Origin of the sequence: Bacillus cereus group sp. MYBK139-1, assembly GCF_051916915.1 — a bacterium.
Lineage (GTDB): Bacteria > Bacillota > Bacilli > Bacillales > Bacillaceae_G > Bacillus_A > Bacillus_A pacificus.
This window is the reverse complement of the sequence record NZ_JBQAHO010000001.1, coordinates 1,916,733-1,937,854: the sequence shown is the minus strand read 5'-3', so window position 1 is coordinate 1,937,854 and position 21,122 is coordinate 1,916,733. Positions and strand designations below refer to the sequence as shown.

The following is a 21,122-nucleotide window of genomic DNA, read 5'->3' as shown; positions in this document are numbered from 1 at the left end:
GATAGGGGAACTGAAATGAATATGGAATTATGGGCGGCGACGTTTTTTGCGTTTTGCCGCATTACTTCATTTTTATATTTTTTACCGTTTTTCTCAGGTCGATCCATTCCAGCGATGGCGAAGGTTACATTTGGACTTGCACTTTCCATAACAGTTGCCGATCAAGTTGATGTCTCTCACATAAAAACAACTTGGGACGTTGCAGCTTATGCTGGTACGCAAATTGTAATTGGATTATCACTTTCAAAAATTGTAGAAATGCTGTGGAACATTCCGAAAATGGCCGGGCATATTTTAGACTTTGACATCGGTTTATCACAAGCAAGTTTGTTTGATGTAAACGCAGGTTCACAGTCTACTTTACTATCAACCATTTTTGATATATTTTTTCTCATTATTTTTATTTCACTTGGCGGCATTAATTATTTCGTTGCCACGATTTTAAAGTCGTTTCAATATACAGAGGCGATTTCAAAATTGCTGACGACTAGTTTTTTAGATAGTCTACTCGCAACGTTATTATTTGCGATCACATCAGCGGTTGAAATTGCTCTTCCGCTTATGGGAAGTTTATTCATCATTAACTTTGTTTTAATTTTAATCGCAAAAAACGCTCCGCAATTAAACGTTTTTATGAATGCGTATGTGATTAAAATTACATGTGGTATTTTGTTTATTGCGATGAGTGTACCGATGCTCGGTTATGTGTTTAAAAATATGACGGATGTATTGCTTGAGGAATATACGAAACTATTTAACTTTTTCTTAACGAAGTAGGGGGACGCACATGGCAAAGGATAATAAAACAGAAAAGGCCACCCCGCAGAAGCGTAAGAAATCGCGTGAAGAAGGGAATATTGCCCGGAGTAAAGATTTAAATAATTTATTTTCCATACTTGTGTTAGCAGTTGTCGTTTACTTTTTCGGAGATTGGCTAGGGTTTGAGATTGCCAATTCCGTATCGGTGCTGTTTGATCAAATTGGAAAAAATACAGATTCGACCGAGTATTTTTATATGATGGGGATTTTACTACTAAAAGTATCAGCTCCGATATTAATACTCGTATACGCTTTTCATTTATTCAATTATATGATTCAAGTCGGTTTCTTATTTTCTTCTAAAGTTATTAAGCCGAAAGCATCACGTATTAACCCGAAAAACTATTTTACGAGATTGTTTAGTCGTAAAAGTTTAGTAGATATTTTGAAATCACTGTTTTATATGGGGTTAATTGGTTACGTCGCTTACGTGCTCTTTAAAAAGAATTTAGAGAAAATCGTGAGTATGATTGGATTTAACTGGACGGCGTCACTTACTGAAATTATTAGGCAAATTAAATTTATCTTTTTAGCTATTTTAATTATATTAATTGTTCTTTCTATTATTGATTTCATTTATCAAAAGTGGGAGTACGAACAAGATATTAAGATGAAAAAAGAAGAAGTAAAACAAGAGCATAAAGATAATGAAGGGGACCCGCAAGTAAAGGGAAAACGAAAAAACTTTATGCATGCCATATTGCAAGGAACAATTGCGAAGAAGATGGATGGCGCAACGTTTATTGTAAACAACCCGACCCATATTTCGGTCGTACTCAGGTACAATAAACACGTTGATGCAGCACCAATTGTCGTTGCAAAAGGGGAAGATGAACTCGCATTATATATACGAACGCTTGCCCGTGAACAAGAAATACCAATGGTGGAAAACCGTCCGCTTGCTCGTTCTTTATATTATCAAGTCGAGGAGGATGAGACGATTCCAGAAGATTTATATGTAGCTGTAATTGAAGTTATGCGCTATTTAATTCAAACGAATGAACTTGAAGTGTAATAGCGCGTTTGGAGGAGATCTCTTTGTTTAAGATAGATTCTGCAAGAACCTATTTTTCTATCTTTTTAGCAGCGTCATTCGTAGTGGCGCTCTTAATTCCACTTCCACCATTTATACTTGATATCATTATCGTTTTTCTACTAAGTATGTCAGTGCTTATTTATATGCGAGCGACAAGTATTAACGAGTGGGATGAATTAAAGTCATTTCCGACGATGTTGTTATTAATCGGGATTTTCCGCGTATCGATTAACGTATCGACGACGCGAGCGATTTTGACAAACGGAAATGCGGGTCATGTTATTGAAGAGTTCGGTCAATTCGTAATTGGCGGGAACTTATTAATTGGTATCGTTATTTTTACAGTATTAATCATATTCCAGTTTATCGTTGCAAACGGTGCATCTCGTACAGCTGAAGTTGCAGCTCGTTTTACACTTGATTCTTTACCAGGGAAACAAATGTCAATCGATGCTGATTTAAACCAGCGTATTATTACAGAAAAAGATGCACAAGCAAAACGAAAAAAATTAAATATGGAAACAGAGTTTTACGGGGCGATGGATGGTGCCGGGAAGTTCATTAAAGGGGACGTTATTTTCGGCATTGTCATTTTATTCGTAAACATTATTTTTGGCTTAATTGTCGGAATGATGCAGCAAGGAATGAGCTTTGGTGAAGCAGCCCTTCATTATACACAGTTAACAGTCGGTGACGGAATTGTAAACCAAATTGGTTCCTTAATGCTTGCGATTTCAACTGGTATTATCGTAACGCGTGTATTTGACGGTTCACCGGATACGGTAACGGAAGGAATCTTTAAAGAGTTATTAGCACATGAAGTTGTTGTATATGCACTCGGTGGTTTATTTATCGCAATGGGTATTTTTACTCCGCTACCATTTCTACCATTTGCACTCGTTGGTGGAACAATTATCTTCTTAGGAATTCGTAATAAAAACCGAATAAAGAAAGAAAAAGAAGACGAGCTTCAAAAAGAAATAGAAATGATTCAAGGCGAAGATGAACAACTGCAACAAGTGGAAGATTCATTTGGCGTATTTACAGATAAATATCCAATTATTGTAGAACTCGGCTTAGATTTAGCAGCACTTGTAAAGCAGAAAATTAACGGGGAAACAGCTCGTGATAAAGTTGTTCTTATGAGGAAGTCGATTATTACCGACCTTGGTATTAACGTTCCTGGAATTAACTTTAAAGATAATACGAGTTTTAGACCACGCGGACGTTACATTATTCGTATTAAAGGTGCGAAGGCAGCTGAAGGTGTTTTAAAATCAGGTTACTTATTAGCACTGAAAACACCGAATGTAATGGCCGATTTAGATGCAGAGCCAGCGAAAGATCCGATTTTTGGCGAGGATGGATATTGGATTTTAGAGCATATGGTACAAGATGCTCAAATGAAAGGCTATCAAGTATTAGAGCCACTTAGCATATTAATTACGCATTTAGATGTTGTCGTTAGACGTAATCTTCATGAGTTAATTCAGCGTCAACATGTAAAAGACTTAATTAACTCCCTTGAAAATGATAACGGCGTTTTATTAGAAGAGATTAAGAAGAAAGAAATCGACTTATCACTCGTTCAAAATGTTATTAAACAATTGCTAAAAGAAGGTATTTCTATTCGTGATTTACCAACCATTATTGAAGGTATTATTGACGGAAAGGAAATTTATCAAAACCATGTTGACGGCGTAACGTCATTCGTCCGTGAATGTATTTCAAAAGTGATTTGTGAAAATGCGAAAAATCCTGACGGGAAAATATATGCGGCGCTCTTCTCAGATTCAATCGAGTTAGATGCAGACGTTGTGAACAATTCTTATCAAGGTTATTTATTAAACTGGGATTTAGACTTAGAAACGCGAGTCGTTGAACAAGTACAACGCGTATTGAAACAAGCGAGGTTAATGGGAAGAGAACCAGTATTATTAACGCGTAGAAAAGATTTCAGGTTTGCGATTGTAAGACTTCTTGAGCGTTATCAAGTAGAAGCGCAAGTACTTTGTATTAGCGAATTAGCACCAGAAATTGTTGTGGATCAAATTGCCTATATTGAATAGTAGGGGGTGAAGTAATGGAAAGTACAGAAAAGAAAGAAGCGTTAATGCGAATAAAAGCAGCTTCGAAAAATGAATTGTATCGAAAGTTATTTGACCAATATGGTACAGATTATTATTACGTTGTCGATGAAAGTGTAAAACGAAATATCCCGTTTTTTTGGAAAAAGAATTATGAAATGTTAGTTGCTTTTCCAGAGGATAAACAGGAAGAAGTAAACGAAGGCACAGCTCAATTTCATGAACAATTAATGGATGTTGTAAATGATTCTTCAGAACAAATTGTGAAGGCGAACGGAATTCAATCGGTACTACACAATTTAGAAAACGTGACAACTCCTATGTCATACGCGGCGATGCAAACAGGAAATAGTGAAGAATGGGCAAGAAAGAAAGAGAAACTATTAAAGCTGTTTGAAAAAGGTATCGTCGTTGTGAAACAGACAGAAGAAACGAAAGTAACGAAAAAGCAAAAAGCTGTGAAGAAATTCGTTCCTGTCAAAAAAGAAGAAGTAGTTGTAAAAAAAGAAAAGCAAGAATCTGTACCATTTATTATTCAAAAAGTAATTCGCATGCTAGAGCAAAACGATGTAGAACAATACTTCATTCATGCATATGCTGAAAAGTTAAAAGTGAAGTTTGAAAATGCAACGATGATTACAGAAGAAGAAGTAATCGAATATATATTGGAAGATATGAGATCTCATTTCAATACGGAAAATGTATTTGAAAAAGAAGTACAAACAATTGCATTAATCGGTCCAACTGGTGTTGGAAAAACGACGACACTTGCGAAAATGGCGTGGCAGTTTCACGGTAAGAAAAAAACGGTTGGTTTTATTACGACCGACCATTCTCGCATTGGGACAGTTCAGCAACTGCAAGATTACGTAAAGACAATTGGATTTGAAGTAATCGCTGTGCGTGATGAAGCTGCAATGACAAGAGCGCTTACGTATTTTAAAGAAGAAGCGCGCGTCGATTATATTTTAATTGATACAGCTGGAAAAAATTATCGTGCGTCAGAAACAGTGGAAGAAATGATTGAAACGATGGGACAAGTAGAGCCAGATTATATTTGTTTAACGTTATCAGCTTCTATGAAAAGTAAAGATATGATCGAAATCATTACGAACTTTAAAGATATTCATATTGATGGTATCGTATTTACGAAATTTGATGAAACAGCAAGTAGTGGTGAATTGTTGAAAATTCCAGCAGTATCATCAGCTCCCATTGTATTAATGACAGACGGACAAGACGTAAAGAAAAACATACATATCGCTACAGCGGAACATTTAGCGAAACAAATGTTGCAAACATCATAGAAAAGAGGTGAAGAATAAGGCAATTGCCTTATTCAATCGAGTATGAACGGTCTTTATATAGGTTCAATGGGCATGATGAATTACATGCAGCGCATTAATGTTCATTCGAATAACGTTGCAAATGCCCAAACGACAGGATTTAAAGCAGAAAATATGACTTCTAAAGTATTTGATGTACAAGAGACATATCGCCGCGGTGACGGAGCGGTAACAAATATTGGCTCAGTCGATTACGCTGTAGTACCAGCCGCAACGCATGTGAACTTAGTACAAGGAAATATACAAATGACAAATAGTGATACAGATTTCCTTTTAGATGACGGAACTGCTGGCACAGCTTCGTTTTTCGTTACATCTAAAAATAATGAAACGTTTTTAACGAGAGACGGTAGTTTTACATTAAATAGTGATCGTTATTTACAAACAACTTCAGGTGCTTTCGTAATGGGAGAGAATAATGAACGTATTCGTATTCCAGAAGGAGCAAAAGTAGCTGTACAAGCAGACGGTACGTTATATGATGCAGTAACACAAAACAATATTGCTCGCTTGCAAACAAAAACAGTAGGTGCAGAAGCGAATAATCGTCTCGTACAAAGAGAGAACAAAAGTTTTACACTAGCAGAAGGGAACATTGCTGATTTACCGAACGGAACAGGGACAGTAAAAAATCATATGCTAGAAAATTCAAATGTAGATATGACGAAAGAGATGGCTGATCTTATGACGGATCAAAAAATGATTTCAGCATCACAACGCGTTATGACTTCATTTGATAAAATTTATGAAAAAGAAGCGAATGAAATATTGAGATAGGGGACTTCCGTTAGCGGAAGTCTTTTTTGTTTTTGATTTAAATTTCAGAATTATCAATTGACTTTGTAGAGATTCTTTTTTATATTAGTAGGTATAACTATAACTACTAAAGAGGTGAGAGTATGACAACGGCATTATATTTAGAAGATGCATACAAAACGAGTTGCGAAACAGAAGTGATAAAAGTAGAAGGAAATAAAGTATTTGTAAAAGAAACAGTTTTTTATCCAACTGGTGGAGGGCAGGAATGTGATACGGGTGTCATTGTACAAGATGGGTCTGTATTTGAAGTTGAAAAAGTAAAGAAGGAGCAGGGAGAAATAGTTCACTATATAAAAGATGGAGCTCAAGTAAATTTAGGTCCAGTTAAATTAGAGATTAATTGGGAAAGACGTCATAACTTAATGCGTCATCATTCTTTACTGCATCTTATCGGAGCTGTCGTTTATGAAAAGTATGGAGCTCTATGCACTGGAAATCAAATCTATCCTGACAAAGCACGTATCGATTTTAATGAGTTACAAGAGTTATCGAGCGTGGAAGTAGAAGAAATTGTTAAGGAAGTGAATAAACTTATTCAACAAAATAAAGAAATTTCCACTCGTTATATGAGCCGCGAAGAAGCAGAAAATGCTGTAGGAATGATTAAAACAGCCATAAACCTCCTGCCAACTACTATACAAGAAATCCGCATTGTTACAATTGAAAATTTAGACGAACAAGCTTGTGGAGGCACACATGTGAAAAATACGAATGAAATAGGAACACTTGTTATTGATAAAGTAAAAAGTAAAGGTAAGCAAAATCGTCGCTTTGAAGTTAGAGCGATTTAGATTGTGAGGAGTACTAATGGATGAAATTATAAAGGAATTACAAAAATTAGGTTTTTCTCAGTACGAATGTAAAGCGTATATTGGATTGTTAAAACATTCCCCAGTAACTGGGTATGAAGTGAGTAAACAAACAGGAGTACCTCGTTCTATGATTTACGAGGTACTCGGTAAGTTAATGGATAAAGGAGCAGTACATATTGTACCTTCTGAACCAGTTAAATATGTACCAGTACCAGCTACTGAATTAATGAATCGAATGCGAAAAGACTTTGAAAAATCCTTTGAATTTTTAGATGAGAAATTAAATGGTTTAGAACAAGAGCGACAAATAGATGTAATTTCGCATATTCGCTCAAATGATCGTGTTGTAAAAGAAATATGCAATATAATTAATAGAGCGAAGGAAGAGTTATGGATTTCTGTATGGGAAGATCAAGTGCATGAAATTGAGCCATACATTCATCAAAAGGAAGAAGAGGGTGTACATATATTTTCAATCTTATTTGGCGCTCCAGAAACAAAAATAGGAGCGACGTTTCACCATAATTATATGACGCCCCACGTTGTTGAAAAGAGAATGGGTGGTCATTTAACTGTAATTGCACGTGACGGAGAAGAAGTATTAATTGCGAACTTCTCAAATGATAGCACTTCATGGGCTGTTACAACGTATGACCCAGCTCTAGTTCTCGTTGCTACAGAGTATGTGCGACACGATATTATGGTCGAAGAAATTACGAAGGAATTTGGAGCTGATAAGTTAGATACGTTATGGCGTGAAAATATAGATTTAGTTCATGTCGTAACAGGAAAACGAACTTTAGACGGAATGGAGGATCATAAGGATGAGTAAAGCTGAGGCTCATGTAGCTTTGCAAAGCGATGATACATTTCAGCAAGGAGTAAAAGATTGTTTACCAACTGTATTTGGTTATTTAAGCATCGGTATAGCAGCTGGTGTAATTGCAAAAACAGCTGGTTTCTCCATCATTGAAATTGCGTTTATGTCCACTTTAATTTATGCAGGGTCTGCCCAATTTATATTAGCTGGTATGTATGCAGCTGGTGCACCTGCTTCAGCAATCATTTTCACCGTCTTTTTTGTTAATTTACGCCACCTTCTAATGAGTGCTGCGCTTGCACCGTACTTTACGAAACTGCCTCTATTTAAAAACTTACTAATTGGTTCTCAAATTACAGATGAAACGTTCGGCGTTGCAGTACAGCATGCAGCGCAAAAAGGATATTTAGGCGAAAGATGGATGATTGGGCTAAATGTAACGGCTTATTTAAATTGGATCCTTGCTACTATTATCGGCGGGCTATTTGGTGAATGGATACCAGATCCGCATACGTACGGTATGGATTATGCATTACCAGCAATGTTTATCGGGTTATTTGTACTTCAGCTCATAAGTAGTAAACCGAAGTTAGCAATTCATCTTACTGTTGCAATTGTAGCAATTATCATCGCATATGTTTCACACTTATTTATGCCAGATAGTATAGCGGTTATTATCGCAACACTACTAGCTGCGACGATTGGAGTGGTGATTGAAAAATGGAAATGAGATTAGATGTAATATTACTTTTATTAGCAGCAGGAGCTGTCACACTCGTGCCACGTATTTTACCTCTACTCGTATTTAGTAAACTACAAATTCCAGACTGGGGTTTAAAATGGTTAAATTACATACCAATCGCGATATTAGCAGCACTTTTAGCGCAAGTTTTATTGATGCATGACACAATGCAGTGGGATTACCTTATTGCAGCAATTCCAGCATTTCTTGTAGCGATATATACTCGTAGTTTATTAGGTACAGTATTAACTGGCGTGATTGTGATTATTTTGTTACGTTTCTTTTTCTAAAAAGGATTACGCTCATATAATAGCGAAAGGTGTAATAACATGAAAAATATAGGGGTGGTGTTATGATACTTTTAACGATAGGAGCAATTTTATTAACGTTATTTATTTTCTTTATCATTGGATTTATTACGTTTATGATGTTTGTTGATAAGGCGACACCTCAAATTTATTACACACCTTGTGAATCAGTGACAGTGAAAGCTAAAGGTAAACATAAAAGGAAGAAAAGTTGAATGTTGGCTTTTCTTCCTTTTGTTTTATCTGATTTTTCTGTATAATTTAAGTTAGTTATCCAACTAACTTAAAAGGTGGTCATAGAAATGGCAAAACCGAATGTTGTTAATAAAGAGAAGTTACTAGAAGCAGCAAAAGAAATTATTGCAGAGCAAGGGATGGAAAAGTTGACATTAAAAGCAGTTGCAGAGAGTGCTCAAGTTACTCAAGGTACCGTATATTATCATTTTAAAACGAAAGATCAATTATTACTTGAAGTAACGGAATCGTTTTGTAAAGCGTCATGGGAACAAATAGGAAAGGATGTACAGTTAGAAAAGGCTTTGTGGTCTGCCGAAAGTAGATGTGTGAAAGATTCAATGTATCATCATTTGTTTTTTCAATTAGTAGCTAGTGGATTACAAAATGATGCGATGAAAAATAAAATTGGTGGATTGTTACATTATGAAAACCAAGAATTAACAAGAGTGTTAAATAAAAATATAGGAGGTACAATAACATCTCAAATTTCAACTGAAACGTGGAGCATTTTATGTAATGCATTAATTGACGGATTGGCATTGCAAGCATTATTCAATCCATCTTTTTCTAGCGACAAAGTATATGGTGATTTGCACCTGTTATTGGAAAAGTTCATAGAGCTACAAAAGGGAGGTAATGTCAGTGAATAATAAACTTTGGCTCACTATTTTATTTTCTATCGGCATTTGGTTTTTTGCCTCAGCGTTCTTCTTTATTTTCGGTTCTTCCGTTTTATTAGAATACACTTCAAATAGATTTTTTCTACAATTGACGTTTCTTGAATTAGGAACAGCTATAGCTTTATACTTTGTAATGTGGTTATATCAAAGATTAGATACTACAAAATATGCAGTTATTAAGTTAGGTATATGTGGTACAGCAATTGGTTTAACTTTAGATTCTTACATCTTGTATAACTCTTCTAACATATTCTCACAATTATCCTCACAGCAAATCATGTCATTTACCATTTGGATGGTGATTGCTTACGCTCTTTATTTAATAATTCCTTTCGTTATGGAACGAAAAAGACTGTTATAAAGAGGTTTTTATCCTCTTTATAACAGTCACATTCCCGAAAGAAGTAAAAAAACAGCCCAAATAAAAAACTAATAAAGGAAAGAAAACCGATACATATGGAGAACACACGATTGTTTCTCCATTCGCGCCAGAAAGTGATAAAACCTAATATACAAAGGAAAAACCAAATGGGCAGGAATAGTAACTCGCTAATTTTTTCGGGAAGTAACGCATAAAAGGTTGATAAATATAAGACCCAATTTGTAAAAAATAAAATGTAAACGATAATAGATTGTAAGTAGGGACGTTTGGAAAACTCCCTCTTTTTTACGGTTACTAAAATAATAGTTAGCGCTGAGAAAAAGGCAATGAATATGAAAATCAGTAAGAGTAATGTAAGTGTCATTTACATCTCCTTTATAAGAGAGTTTTTTACAAGAAATGAATCTATTAAATTGTATGCTTGTTTTGTAGAGTGCCCGTTATATTTTTCAGTGTACGGATTTAGAAAACCATGTTCACCGGGTAGTTGCTGTATTTCTAATAAAGGGTTCTTTTGTTGCTGCAATGTTTGAATGAAAGAGGATACTGAAAAACTAGCTTCTTTTTCAGGGAAAATAAGTAAGGTAGCACATGTTGGTTTCATATGAATATAATCACGTATACGGGAACCGTAACATCCGATAACAAAATCTATTTTCGGATTGTTACTACATAGCCATGAGATGGTAGCACCAACACTAAAGCCGATAAGTCCAATATGTGTGTAACGACTAGAAAGATGAGTAATGAATGTTTCAATTTGCTTTTTTCCATCTTCAAATCTAATATGATTCATAAAAAAATGATATGCTTTTTCTTCATCACTATAATGAAATGCATGTTGTGATTGTAGCAGATTAGGACAGAATACATCTATATGAGATGAAGTAAAGTGATGGATAACGTGATGCATATGGTCGTTCACACCATATATTTCATGAACAGCAATGAGAGCTAATTTTTTCTTCATCGTTATACAGTACCTCTATGAAACTTAAATTCTTTTTCAACAAGGCAGATGCGAAGGTGGAAGTTTTCATACCATTGCTCACGACCTCTTTTTTTCGCTTCTCTATGTAAGGCATTCCGTTTCCAATTTTCAATCGCCTCAAGTGATTCCCAATAAGAAATTGTGATTCCGAGCCCTGAATGATCTCGCGCACTTTCTACACCTAGAAACCCAGGTTGCTGCTTTGCAAGTTCCTCCATTTTGTCGGCAACATCACTATAATCTGTTGTATTATTTGATAAATTAGAAGTGAATATAACTGCATAATAAGACTTGTTTTTTTCTAAATTAGATGCCATTATTTTTCCCCCTTCATGTATAGTGTGAATAATTAATCCATAGTTTGTATTTTAGCAGGTCACAAAAAGAAAAGAAGTGGAAAATTATTATTTTTTCGACTTCTATAAGATAAAAGAAATGTATAATAAGTAATCTAAAAAAAGAAAAATGCCACTTCAAAATTGAAGTGGCATTTTTTATATTTCCTCTAAGCTATTAACTGGAACCGTTAATTCGCGTCCTGGATTTTTAACTTCATATATGCGGGCGGTTTCGTTGCTTTCGTCGACGTGTTGAATTGTAACAGGCATGCCTTGAAAACTGACATTCGCTTGTTCAGATGACACAGAAAGCTCTTTTGCACGTTGAATATTCATTTATATTCCTCCCATCATTATTATCTTTGCTAAAAAAGAGGAATAATATACCATTTCGAGACATTCTTAAAGTTTTTGTATTATTTGTAATGTTTCTTTAATAAATGAAGAGAAAATAGAATCCGGATACGATTGTATTATTTCATTTGCTTTTGTTGCTTCTTCAAGAGCTCTTTTTTTATCATTCAGTTTGACGTAACAAAGTGCACGATATGCACCTGCCGTTGTAAGCCACGCTTGATCCAGTGGATGGTTCATATAATCCGGTATAATGCCACGTTCCAATGCTTGTAAAGCTTCTTCGTAACGTTTTAATCCGTATAAAGATTTTCCTTTTTCAAGATAATACAATCCGTCGTCTTGAAAAATGGGCTGATCTTTTAGTTTTTCTCGATATTGTTCTAGATGTTTTAATGCGATTGTATATTCATTAGTAATGGTGTTGTAGTAGTAAGCTTTTAAAATATTAGTCATCGCAATGGATAGAGTATCTTCTGTAAAAATGGCAAATTGTTCAGATTTTTTTATGTAATATAAATAACGCTCTTTATCAACTGTAATGACTTTTTGGTAAGATAAAATCCGGTAAAATATATCTGTTTTATAATACACTTGATGTTTTTTTGAAAATGAGAGTGTCTCTAATATCGTTTCTTCACATTTTTCATAATCGCCACATGCTAGTAATATGATGGCTTCATATAAACATAAATCAATGTGTATAATAAGATCCATTTCTAAATGTTTCTCTTCATAATCATTTCTAATATTAGAAATAAGTTGTAAACATTCTGCATACTTTTTACGTGTGAATATCGCAAAAGATAATTTTAATTTTGTTTCCGTACTTTCTCGGTATAACTTATATTTTTCGAAAATAGAAACAGCTTTTTCTACGTAAGATTCAATGTTGTAATCTTTCATAATCACCGCAGCAGTTACGAATTGTTTGTATATACGAGCCGTATTTAAAGTAGAAGGGAGCTCTTTTTGGACGATAGGTAGTAAAGTCTCGTACACTTCATCACATTTATTTTCTTTTATGAGTTGCTCCATTTTTGTAATAAGTTCTACAATTTCTCCATCATCATCTTCTAATAAAAAACTCGCTTCACATTCAAGTTTTTCAGCGATATATTGTAATGTTTTCATGGATGGTGTAGCTTTTCCATTTTCAATTTGACTAAGCATACTTTTTGTAAGTTTCGAACCTGCCAGCTCTGTTTGTGTAAGTTTTTTTTCTTTACGTAACGCTTTAATTTTTTCACCGAGAGTTGCCATATTATTGCTCCTTTATAATTAAAAAGTTAAATTGTATTTAACTTTTTGTTGTAATAATTGGAAAGCTGATTATATAATAAGTTTAACACAATTTAACTTTTAAGGGGAGAGTGTCAGAATGGAAGATGTAAGTATAGGTCAAACTGATTCAAGAATGAAGATTGCAACGAGAAATATCATTTTAATGATGATTGGAAAAATGACGTCTTTATTAGGCGCAGGTATTTATACGTTTGCAATGGGGTTATACGTACTAAAGACAACAGGTTCAGGAATGGGGTTTGCTACTACGCTCGTTTGCGGGTCGCTTCCAAGGATGATTTGTGGTCCGATTGCAGGTGCTGTAGCAGACCGTGTGAATCGAAGATGGCTTGTCATTGGTACGGATTTATTAAGTAGTTTAACGATGCTTATTATGTTTATCCTTGCTACTATATTTGGACCATCACTTCTTTTTATTTATGTTTCAGCAGCAGTATTATCAATTTGTGCAAGTTTTTATTCTGTAGCATTAACTTCATCTATTCCGAGTTTAGTAGACGAAGGACGTATTCAAAAAGCGAGTGCTTTAAATCAAACGGCGGCTTCTTTATCAAATATTTTAGGGCCGATTATTGGCGGAGTCGTATTTGGTTTCTTTTCAATTCAGTCGTTCTTTTTGTTAAATAGCATTACGTTCTTTTTAGCGGTTATTTTGCAATTATTTATCGTATTTAATTTATATAAAAAAGAAGTGGCTGAGAGTAAAGAGCATTTCTTGACGAGTATAAAAGAAGGTTTTTCATATGTAAAACGACAACATGAAATATATGGTTTAATGAAAATAGCATTGTGGGTAAACTTTTTTGCTTGTGGGCTAACCGTTGCACTTCCATACATTATCGTCCATACATTGCATTTATCTTCAAAGCAACTCGGTACTGTAGAGGGAATGTTAGCAGTCGGGATGCTAATGGGTGCGATTGCTTTATCAGTGCGTAAAGAAGTGAATAATCCGTTTCGTTCTATTTACACTGGACTGTTTTTATTTGCAGGTTTAAGTTTATGTACAGTCTTTCCGTTGTTAGTTATTATTCCAAAAGTAGCGAGTTTTATTTACTATATTGCTTTTATGATGTTAACGGGTATAGCAATTATGGTTGTCAATATTCCGATGCAAGTACATATGCAAAAAACGACAGATCCGAGCTACTTAGGGCGTGTATTTGGCCTACTTGAAACAATTGCGACTGCAATCGCACCGCTCGGTATGATTGTATATGGATTATTATTAGATATGTTACCAACTAGCATTGTTATGATGACAATAGGTGGAGGTTTATTGTTAGTTGTATTAATTGGAGTAAGGCAACATATGGCGAAGAAGCAAGTGGATGTGTCGGCTTAAAAATAATAAAATAATAAAAATTTGACTTATCATTATAAAAATGACCAAATCAGTATTTTAGTTTTTGAAACTCTTTTTCATGTATGTTAAAGTAAAGTGAGCAGGCAAAGAAAAGGAGAAAACATCATGAAAAAATTAAGTTTTGTTATGCTTTTTCTGTTAGTCGTAATGGCTGGATGTAGTAATTATGACACATATATTGAAACAGGTATGCAATCATTGAAAGATGAAAAATATAGTGATGCAACAATGTGGTTTGAAAAAGCAGAAAAAGAGAAATCGGGAAATGAAGCGAAATCATATAAAGAAATGGCCGAGAAAATGGATCACGGAGCGACAGCATTAAAAGACGGTAAGTATTTAGAAGCGAAAGACATTGCAAATGAAGTGTTACAAATGAAAAAAGACGATGCACTTGAAACAGCTGTAACATCAAATGCGGAGAATATGCTTCAAAAAGCAAAAGATGTAGAAGAGAAAGTAAATGAAAGAGTAGCAAAACGGAGAAAAGTAGAAGAAGAAGGAATTGATAAACTCATTAAAGCTGTAGATAGTATAGATGATGTGAAAGAAAAAGAGAAAAAAGTTTCAGAAGCATTAGATAAGGCTGAAGAGGCGCAAGCAAAAATTGAAGCGAAGAAAAATAAATAGAGTTATAGTGTAAAAGACTGTCGTGTAAAACGACAGTCTTTTAATTTTTTGTTGCATAAGAAGTAATGCTATGTAGTAAAAAAGAAATAATTTTAGAATTCCATCTGTCCTCATGATGAATCGTATAAATGTTACGTTGAAATTCAAATTCAGGGATGGGTATGTAGCGTAGTTCATTTCGTTGTACTTCTTGTTCAATAGCAAGTTTAGAAATAAAGGCAACCCCATTACCGTATTTTAAAATTTGTTTCATCGTTTCTAATGAATCTAATTCAATTTCGGATTGGAATATAATGTTATGAGCTAACATCCATTTTGTAAGTAAATCTCTCGTTGTAGATGGATTACGATGCAATATTATACGTTCTTTTTCAATATCTTGTAGTGATACATTTTCTTTTTTGGAAAAATGATGTTCTTTGGAGAAAGCAAGAACAAGTGTATCAGGCATTACATTCGTCTGTTTTAAAAGTGATTCATCAAACGGTGCTGCTGAAATTACACCGAGATCAATTTCATGATTTTGTAGCATCGTTCGAATTTCAGGAGCTGTTTTTACCATAAGTGTTATTTTTATATTTGGAAATTCACATTGAAATTGATGAACAATTTCTGGTAAAAGATATGTCGCTGGTACATAACTAGCGCCAATTGTTATAGCACCTTTATGAAAATCTTTAAATTCTTGCGTGACCCGCCTAGCTTCCTTCATCAGTGCGTCTATTTTACAAGCATAATGATGTAATGCCTCACCAGCCTCTGTTAAGAAATATCTTCCAGAACGTAATTCAAATAAAGGAACACCGAGTTCCTCTTCTAAGCTTTTTATATGGAATGTAATAGTAGGTTGTTTAACTCCAAGCTGTTCTGCAACAATCGTGAGTTTTTTGTATTTCTTAATAAGCACTACAATTTCTAATTTTAAGAGATTCATGGCAAGTTGCCCCTTTTTCTTCTAACTATAGAAAAAATCTATAGAAATGAATAGTTTATTAGAAGTTTTTTAATTTAATCTTTACAGTACATTAACATTCAGTATAAATCTTCCATATAGAATGAAAGCAGGTTAAGAGTGAGGGGAGAGAGGTGAAACGATGGATATTAAAATTAGTGGATTAGAAAAATCATTTGGAAAAGTACAAGCGTTAAAGCCGTTACAAATTGTGATGAAACAAGGTGAATTCACCACACTTTTAGGGCCTTCGGGATGCGGGAAAACGACATTACTCAGAATGATTGCAGGACTGGAAGAGCCAGATAAAGGTGAAATATATTTTGGAGATACGTGCATGTATTCTTCTTCTAAAAAAATAAAAACATCTCCTCATGAACGTAATATCGGTATGGTATTTCAAGATTTTGCTTTATGGCCACACATGACTGTATTTGAAAATGTTGCATTTGGTTTAAGAGCTACAAAGCAAACGAATCAATTACGGGAAAAAGTAGAAGAGGCAATAAAGCGAGTTCGCTTGCAAGGGACGGAGAAAAGATATCCCCATGAACTCTCTGGCGGACAGCAGCAACGTGTCGCATTTGCGAGAGCAATTGTAACGAAACCACATTTCATTTTGTTTGATGAACCGCTCAGTGCACTCGATGCAATTTTGCGAGAAGAAATGAGATTAGAGCTTATGGATATCGTTCATTCTATTGGTTTAACTGCATTGTATGTTACTCACGATCAAACAGAAGCGATGTCAATGTCAGATCAAATTATTGTCATGAAACAAGGAGAAGTATTACAAAAAGGAACACCAGAAGATATTTATGTAAAGCCATCTCATGAATTTGTTGCAAAATTTGTTGGTAAGGCAAATTGGCTTGTAGAGGGGGAGAAAATGGTTCGCCCAGAGCATATAAGTTGGACAAAAAATGAAGTGTGCGAAATGTATACAGGTGAAGTTCAGCACGTTACATATGTAGGAGAACGCTATGAAGTGAAAGTAAATATGGGGGCAATCGGAATATGGACAGCTTATCACAATAGTAAGTTAAGCATCGGAAAGCCAGTATCGTTATATGTACCGAAAAAATGTATTCATCATATAGGGGGAGAATCGTATGAAGAAATTCAGTTCGCTTAAGTCGTTATTTGTATGTACTTTATTATTTTCTGCCGTAGTAACAGGGTGTAGTTCAAAGACAGGTAATGCAGATGCAAAAAGTAAAACTACGAATGAAAAGAAGATTGTTGTATATAGTGCAGGACCAAAAGGATTAGCAGAAAAAATTCAAAAGGACTTTGAAAAGAAAACGGGTATAAAAGTGGAAATGTTTCAAGGAACAACAGGTAAGATTTTAGCGCGAATGGAAGCCGAAAAGAAAAATCCAGTCGTTGACGTAGTCATACTTGCATCTTTACCAGCGATGGAAGGATTAAAAAAGGATGGACAAACGTTAGCTTATAAAGAAGCGAAACAAGCTGATAAGCTTCGTTCTGAATGGTCGGATGATAAAGGACATTATTTTGGATATAGTGCTTCAGCGTTAGGAATTGTGTATAACACAAAAAATGTGAAGACAGCGCCTGAAGATTGGAACGATATAACAAAAGGAGAATGGAAAGGGAAAGTGAATCTTCCAGATCCAGCACTTTCAGGTTCAGCTTTAGACTTTGTAACAGGATATGTGAAAAAGAATGGAAAAGATGGATGGAATTTATTTGAACAGCTTAAGAAAAATGAAGTTACAGTAGCAGGGGCAAATCAAGAAGCGTTAGATCCAGTTGTAACAGGAGCAAAAGATATGGTCATTGCGGGTGTTGATTATATGACGTACAGTGCAAAAGCAAAGGGTGAACCAGTTGATATTGTTTATCCAAAAAGCGGAACAGTTATTAGCCCACGTGCAGCAGGTATTATGAAGGATAGTAAAAATGTAGAAGGTGCAAAAGAGTTTATTGATTATTTATTATCAGATGATGTACAAAAACAAATTTCTAAAGCATATTTATTACCTGGTAGAACAGATATAAAAGCTGAAAATAGACCAAATGTGGAAGAGATTCCAGTATTAAATATTGATTGGAAAACAGTTGAGAAAGAACAAGATGAAATAGGAAAACAATTTAAGAAAGTATTTCAATAAGATGGTGATTACATGGTAAATCGATTTGGATCAGTAAGGCAAGTTGGGATGACGGTAGCGTTGTTACTTGTGGCGATGTTAATCGTCATCCCGCTTTTTCTCATTTTACTTTCTAGTGTATATGAAAATAGTAGTTGGAATTTTTTAAAGCCGTTTGAAGTGATGCAGAGTGGTGGATTAGCTGGAATTTTTCTAAATTCGATGCTTCTAGGTGTACTCGTAGTAATAGGGGCAACCATCTTTGCATTTCCATTGGCTTTCATTATGAGCAAAACAGATGTTGGAAAGCATAGCAAGTTAGATATTGTTTTTATGATTCCATTTATGACACCGCCGTATATTGGATCGATGGGCTGGATTTTGTTCATGCAACCGAACGGCTATTTTGAACAGTTTTTTCCGATGCTAAAGACGATTTCATCTTCGTTCTTTAGCTTAGGAGGTATGGTTTTAATTATGAGTCTGCATTTATTCCCATTTCTTTACTTCATGTTGAAGAATACATTACTTCAAATTGGGAGTAGTAAAGAAGAAGCGGCAGCAGTTCATGGTGGAAGCTTTTTCTATCGTTTAAGAAAAATCATATTGCCGTTATTAGTATCAAGTTATGTAATGGGTGCTTTACTCATTTTCGTAAAGACGATTGCTGAATTTGGAACACCGGCTACATTTGGACGAAGAATAGGATTTCATGTGTTAACATCAGAGATTCATAAATTCATTTCGAGTTGGCCAATTGATTTTAGTAGTGCAACAGCATTATCTTCTTTATTACTTAGTGCATGTATGCTCATTTGGTATATGCAAAACGTATTAAATCGAAAGTATTCATACGCAATGGTTAGTGGAAAAGGTGTGAAATCTAAAAGGTATACATTGTCTATATTTACGCGCATTGTAGCGTGGTTTTATGTAATTGGTTTATTAATCGTATCAATTGGAATCCCGTATTTTTCTATACTGATTGCTTCATTATCAAAACTAAGAGGTGGTGGCCTACATGTAAATAACTTTACAACAAGCCATTATGAAGCATTATTTACAATCGGATCTCCGGGATTAGAGGCCTTATGGAACAGTTTTCTTTTTTCACTTATAACAGCGATTATTGCTGTTATGATTGGCGTCTTTTTAGCACTTATGATTCGAAAGGGGAAAAAGCCTTCTGAAAAATGGCTTGATATGTGCGGTATGTTACCGAATATGGTACCAGGAATCGTGATGGTTGTAGGGCTTATTTTATTTTGGAATTCACCCTATATGCCTCTGTCCATTTACAATACACCAGTCATGGTAATCGTAACGTACGTTGTTCTTTTTTTACCTTATACGGTGCAGTATGTAAAAGCATCGCTCGGGCAAATTGATGATTCTCTTGTGCAAGCAGGAAGTATTTTTTCTGGGGATTATATGTATATTTTCAGAAAAATAATATTACCTCTTATTATCCCGGGCATTCTTGCTGGATGGGCGATGACATTTACAATCTCAATAAGAGAGTTAGTAGCATCGCTTCTCGTACTACCCCCATCGGTAGAAACGTCAGCAACATTTATTTTTGCTCAATTTGAACAAGGAGAAGTATCTATTGGAATGGCGATGGCTGTCGTTTCAGTTGGACTTACAACACTATGTTTATTACTTCTGCAACATATGGAGCAAAAACGAAAAGGGGTAGTATGATGAGGATAGAAGTATGGGGAGGAGCGGGAGAATACGGTCGCTCCTGCTACTTTGTAAAAAATAAAGAGACGAAAATATTATTTGATTGTGGTATTAATCGATCATATGAGGATAGTTATCCAAAAATAGAACGGGAAGTTGTACCGTTTTTAGATGCAGTATTTTTGTCACATATTCATGAAGATCATACGATGGGCTTACCTTTATTAGCGAAGTATGGATATAAGAAAAAAATATGGACAACTCGTTATACGAAGGAGCAACTCCCAGCTTACTATGAAAAATGGAGAAACTACAATTTGGCGCAAGGATGGCATGTACCTTATACCGATCAACATGTGAAAGATTTAAATTATGTATATATTGATGAGATTAGCAATCCGAATGAATGGGTACAGATTACCCCTACATTGCGTTTTCAATGGGGGTATAGTGGGCATGTATTAGGAGCTGTTTGGTTTTTAGTGGATATGAGTCATACATATGTATTCTATTCTGGCGATTACTCAGCAGAGTCTAACATACTACGAGCTAATTTACCTGAGAAGTTGCACGGCGATATAAAAGTCGCAATCGTAGATGCCGCTTATCATACTGATGATGTTTCGCAACATGAACGAATAAAAGAACTATGTACAGAAATTGAACGCGCCGCCGGGAATAAAGGGATAACATTACTACCATTGCCACCCCTTGGTAGGGCGCAAGATCTCGTATTGTATTTATATAAAAAATATAAAGAACTCCCCATTATAGTAGATCAAGAAATTTTGGATGGATTCCAACAGATGTTCGCATATAAAGATTGGATCAAAAATAATGAAGAACTTGAAGAGCTTATGGAGAGTTTAAAAAGAAACATAATAGTTATGGATGATGACAGCGGTACGCAACATAGTTATGGAATAGTTGTAATGAGTGATGCAAATATGCAAACGAAGCGAGCGCAGTTATATTATGAACAACTCCGGAATGAAGAACGAAATTCTATTATCTTTACTGGACATATTGCGAAAGGGAGTTTTGCAGAAAAAGTTTTGAAGGAACGTGTAGGTAAAGAATGTAGGGTGAAGCGAGTTCCATATAAAGTTCACCAAAGTATAAGAGATGTGAAAGAGATGTTAAATACATTATCACCAGAACATACGGTGTTAGTACACGCATTGAAAGAGGATACGGATCGATTACAGAAAAAGCTTAGCACAGCAGGGTATGAAAATGTATATTCACTTACTATGGAACGTATAGAAGTCATTTGAAATGTAAAGGGGATAGGT

At 35.0% G+C, this 21,122-nt stretch carries 23 protein-coding genes and 1 pseudogene; 18 read left to right on the top strand and 6 right to left on the bottom strand.

Features of this window, described 5'->3' with window-relative positions; genetic code table 11:
• Nucleotides 1–15 precede the first annotated feature (15 nt).
• From ACTFRS_RS09865 to ACTFRS_RS09810, 12 genes are all read left to right on the top strand, one after another.
• On the top strand, nt 16–777 hold the full coding sequence (locus ACTFRS_RS09865; protein WP_001055694.1) for a flagellar biosynthetic protein FliR: 762 nt from the start codon (nt 16–18) through the stop codon (nt 775–777).
• A 10-nt stretch (nt 778–787) separates the two neighbouring features.
• Entirely contained in the window at nt 788–1,834 is a 1,047-nt protein-coding gene (gene flhB, locus ACTFRS_RS09860) for a flagellar type III secretion system protein FlhB (protein ID WP_001030104.1), read from the top strand.
• Between the two features lie 23 nt (nt 1,835–1,857).
• Nucleotides 1,858–3,924: a flagellar biosynthesis protein FlhA gene (gene flhA / locus ACTFRS_RS09855; RefSeq protein ID WP_098228859.1), complete on the top strand. Its 2,067-nt coding sequence runs from the start codon at nt 1,858–1,860 to the stop codon at nt 3,922–3,924.
• A 14-nt stretch (nt 3,925–3,938) separates the two neighbouring features.
• Entirely contained in the window at nt 3,939–5,249 is a 1,311-nt protein-coding gene (gene flhF, locus ACTFRS_RS09850) for a flagellar biosynthesis protein FlhF (RefSeq protein WP_440023699.1), read from the top strand.
• Nucleotides 5,250–5,291: 42 nt separating this feature from the next.
• On the top strand, nt 5,292–6,065 hold the full coding sequence (locus tag ACTFRS_RS09845; RefSeq protein ID WP_139867922.1) for a flagellar basal-body rod protein FlgG: 774 nt from the start codon (nt 5,292–5,294) through the stop codon (nt 6,063–6,065).
• Between the two features lie 122 nt (nt 6,066–6,187).
• The gene (locus tag ACTFRS_RS09840) at nt 6,188–6,898 is read left to right on the top strand and encodes an alanyl-tRNA editing protein (protein ID WP_098299138.1); all 711 of its coding nucleotides are present in this window, start codon (nt 6,188–6,190) and stop codon (nt 6,896–6,898) included.
• Between the two features lie 16 nt (nt 6,899–6,914).
• Entirely contained in the window at nt 6,915–7,751 is an 837-nt protein-coding gene (locus ACTFRS_RS09835) for a TrmB family transcriptional regulator (protein WP_431084836.1), read from the top strand.
• Nucleotides 7,744–8,469: an AzlC family ABC transporter permease gene (locus tag ACTFRS_RS09830; RefSeq protein WP_000029966.1), complete on the top strand. Its 726-nt coding sequence runs from the start codon at nt 7,744–7,746 to the stop codon at nt 8,467–8,469. The genes ACTFRS_RS09835 and ACTFRS_RS09830 overlap by 8 nt, the downstream gene beginning before the upstream one ends.
• On the top strand, nt 8,460–8,771 hold the full coding sequence (locus ACTFRS_RS09825; RefSeq protein WP_440023700.1) for an AzlD domain-containing protein: 312 nt from the start codon (nt 8,460–8,462) through the stop codon (nt 8,769–8,771). Before ACTFRS_RS09830 ends, ACTFRS_RS09825 begins: the two co-directional genes overlap by 10 nt.
• Before the next feature lie 62 nt (nt 8,772–8,833).
• Nucleotides 8,834–9,004, top strand: a complete 171-nt coding sequence (locus tag ACTFRS_RS09820; RefSeq protein ID WP_000602230.1) for a DUF3951 domain-containing protein — start codon at nt 8,834–8,836, stop codon at nt 9,002–9,004.
• Nucleotides 9,005–9,091: 87 nt separating this feature from the next.
• Nucleotides 9,092–9,676: a TetR/AcrR family transcriptional regulator gene (locus tag ACTFRS_RS09815; RefSeq protein WP_139867919.1), complete on the top strand. Its 585-nt coding sequence runs from the start codon at nt 9,092–9,094 to the stop codon at nt 9,674–9,676.
• On the top strand, nt 9,669–10,067 hold the full coding sequence (locus tag ACTFRS_RS09810) for a DUF5367 family protein (protein ID WP_440023701.1): 399 nt from the start codon (nt 9,669–9,671) through the stop codon (nt 10,065–10,067). Before ACTFRS_RS09815 ends, ACTFRS_RS09810 begins: the two co-directional genes overlap by 8 nt.
• Before the next feature lie 26 nt (nt 10,068–10,093).
• Here the strand turns inward: ACTFRS_RS09810 and ACTFRS_RS09805 are convergent.
• The 5 genes and pseudogenes from ACTFRS_RS09805 to ACTFRS_RS09785 form a co-directional block, all read right to left on the bottom strand.
• Nucleotides 10,094–10,452 (bottom strand): annotated as a pseudogene (locus tag ACTFRS_RS09805) (hypothetical protein).
• The gene (locus tag ACTFRS_RS09800; RefSeq protein ID WP_440023702.1) at nt 10,453–11,058 is read right to left on the bottom strand and encodes a dienelactone hydrolase family protein; all 606 of its coding nucleotides are present in this window, start codon (nt 11,056–11,058) and stop codon (nt 10,453–10,455) included. It abuts the pseudogene before it with no gap.
• A 2-nt stretch (nt 11,059–11,060) separates the two neighbouring features.
• Nucleotides 11,061–11,396 carry an antibiotic biosynthesis monooxygenase family protein gene (locus ACTFRS_RS09795; protein ID WP_139867911.1) on the bottom strand — a complete coding sequence of 112 codons (336 nt, stop codon included), beginning with the start codon at nt 11,394–11,396 and terminating at the stop codon, nt 11,061–11,063.
• A gap of 177 nt (nt 11,397–11,573) precedes the next feature.
• A complete protein-coding gene (locus tag ACTFRS_RS09790; RefSeq protein WP_071723071.1) occupies nt 11,574–11,753 on the bottom strand; it encodes an H-type small acid-soluble spore protein in 180 nt (59 codons plus the stop codon).
• Between the two features lie 66 nt (nt 11,754–11,819).
• Nucleotides 11,820–13,034 carry a helix-turn-helix domain-containing protein gene (locus ACTFRS_RS09785; RefSeq protein WP_440023703.1) on the bottom strand — a complete coding sequence of 405 codons (1,215 nt, stop codon included), beginning with the start codon at nt 13,032–13,034 and terminating at the stop codon, nt 11,820–11,822.
• A 118-nt stretch (nt 13,035–13,152) separates the two neighbouring features.
• On the opposite strand from ACTFRS_RS09785, the gene ACTFRS_RS09780 reads away from it, so the two are divergent.
• Both ACTFRS_RS09780 and ACTFRS_RS09775 read left to right on the top strand, forming a co-directional pair.
• Nucleotides 13,153–14,421 carry an MFS transporter gene (locus tag ACTFRS_RS09780; protein WP_440023704.1) on the top strand — a complete coding sequence of 423 codons (1,269 nt, stop codon included), beginning with the start codon at nt 13,153–13,155 and terminating at the stop codon, nt 14,419–14,421.
• 126 nt (nt 14,422–14,547) lie between these two features.
• Nucleotides 14,548–15,072, top strand: coding sequence for a DUF4398 domain-containing protein (locus ACTFRS_RS09775; protein ID WP_000736430.1), 525 nt, complete (start codon nt 14,548–14,550; stop codon nt 15,070–15,072).
• Nucleotides 15,073–15,112: 40 nt separating this feature from the next.
• Here the strand turns inward: ACTFRS_RS09775 and ACTFRS_RS09770 are convergent, their stop codons facing one another.
• On the bottom strand, nt 15,113–16,006 hold the full coding sequence (locus ACTFRS_RS09770; protein WP_139867903.1) for a LysR family transcriptional regulator: 894 nt from the start codon (nt 16,004–16,006) through the stop codon (nt 15,113–15,115).
• Nucleotides 16,007–16,166: 160 nt separating this feature from the next.
• On the opposite strand from ACTFRS_RS09770, the gene ACTFRS_RS09765 reads away from it, so the two are divergent.
• Genes ACTFRS_RS09765 through ACTFRS_RS09750 form a run of 4 tightly spaced genes read left to right on the top strand, consistent with a single transcriptional unit; the run spans nt 16,167 to nt 21,104 of the window.
• Nucleotides 16,167–17,159: an ABC transporter ATP-binding protein gene (locus ACTFRS_RS09765; protein WP_440023705.1), complete on the top strand. Its 993-nt coding sequence runs from the start codon at nt 16,167–16,169 to the stop codon at nt 17,157–17,159.
• Nucleotides 17,137–18,162, top strand: a complete 1,026-nt coding sequence (locus ACTFRS_RS09760; protein WP_139867899.1) for an ABC transporter substrate-binding protein — start codon at nt 17,137–17,139, stop codon at nt 18,160–18,162. Before ACTFRS_RS09765 ends, ACTFRS_RS09760 begins: the two co-directional genes overlap by 23 nt.
• Nucleotides 18,163–18,174: 12 nt before the next feature.
• Nucleotides 18,175–19,845: an ABC transporter permease gene (locus ACTFRS_RS09755; protein ID WP_431084841.1), complete on the top strand. Its 1,671-nt coding sequence runs from the start codon at nt 18,175–18,177 to the stop codon at nt 19,843–19,845.
• Nucleotides 19,842–21,104, top strand: coding sequence for an MBL fold metallo-hydrolase (locus ACTFRS_RS09750; protein ID WP_016717094.1), 1,263 nt, complete (start codon nt 19,842–19,844; stop codon nt 21,102–21,104). The genes ACTFRS_RS09755 and ACTFRS_RS09750 overlap by 4 nt, the downstream gene beginning before the upstream one ends.
• Nucleotides 21,105–21,122 lie beyond the last annotated feature (18 nt).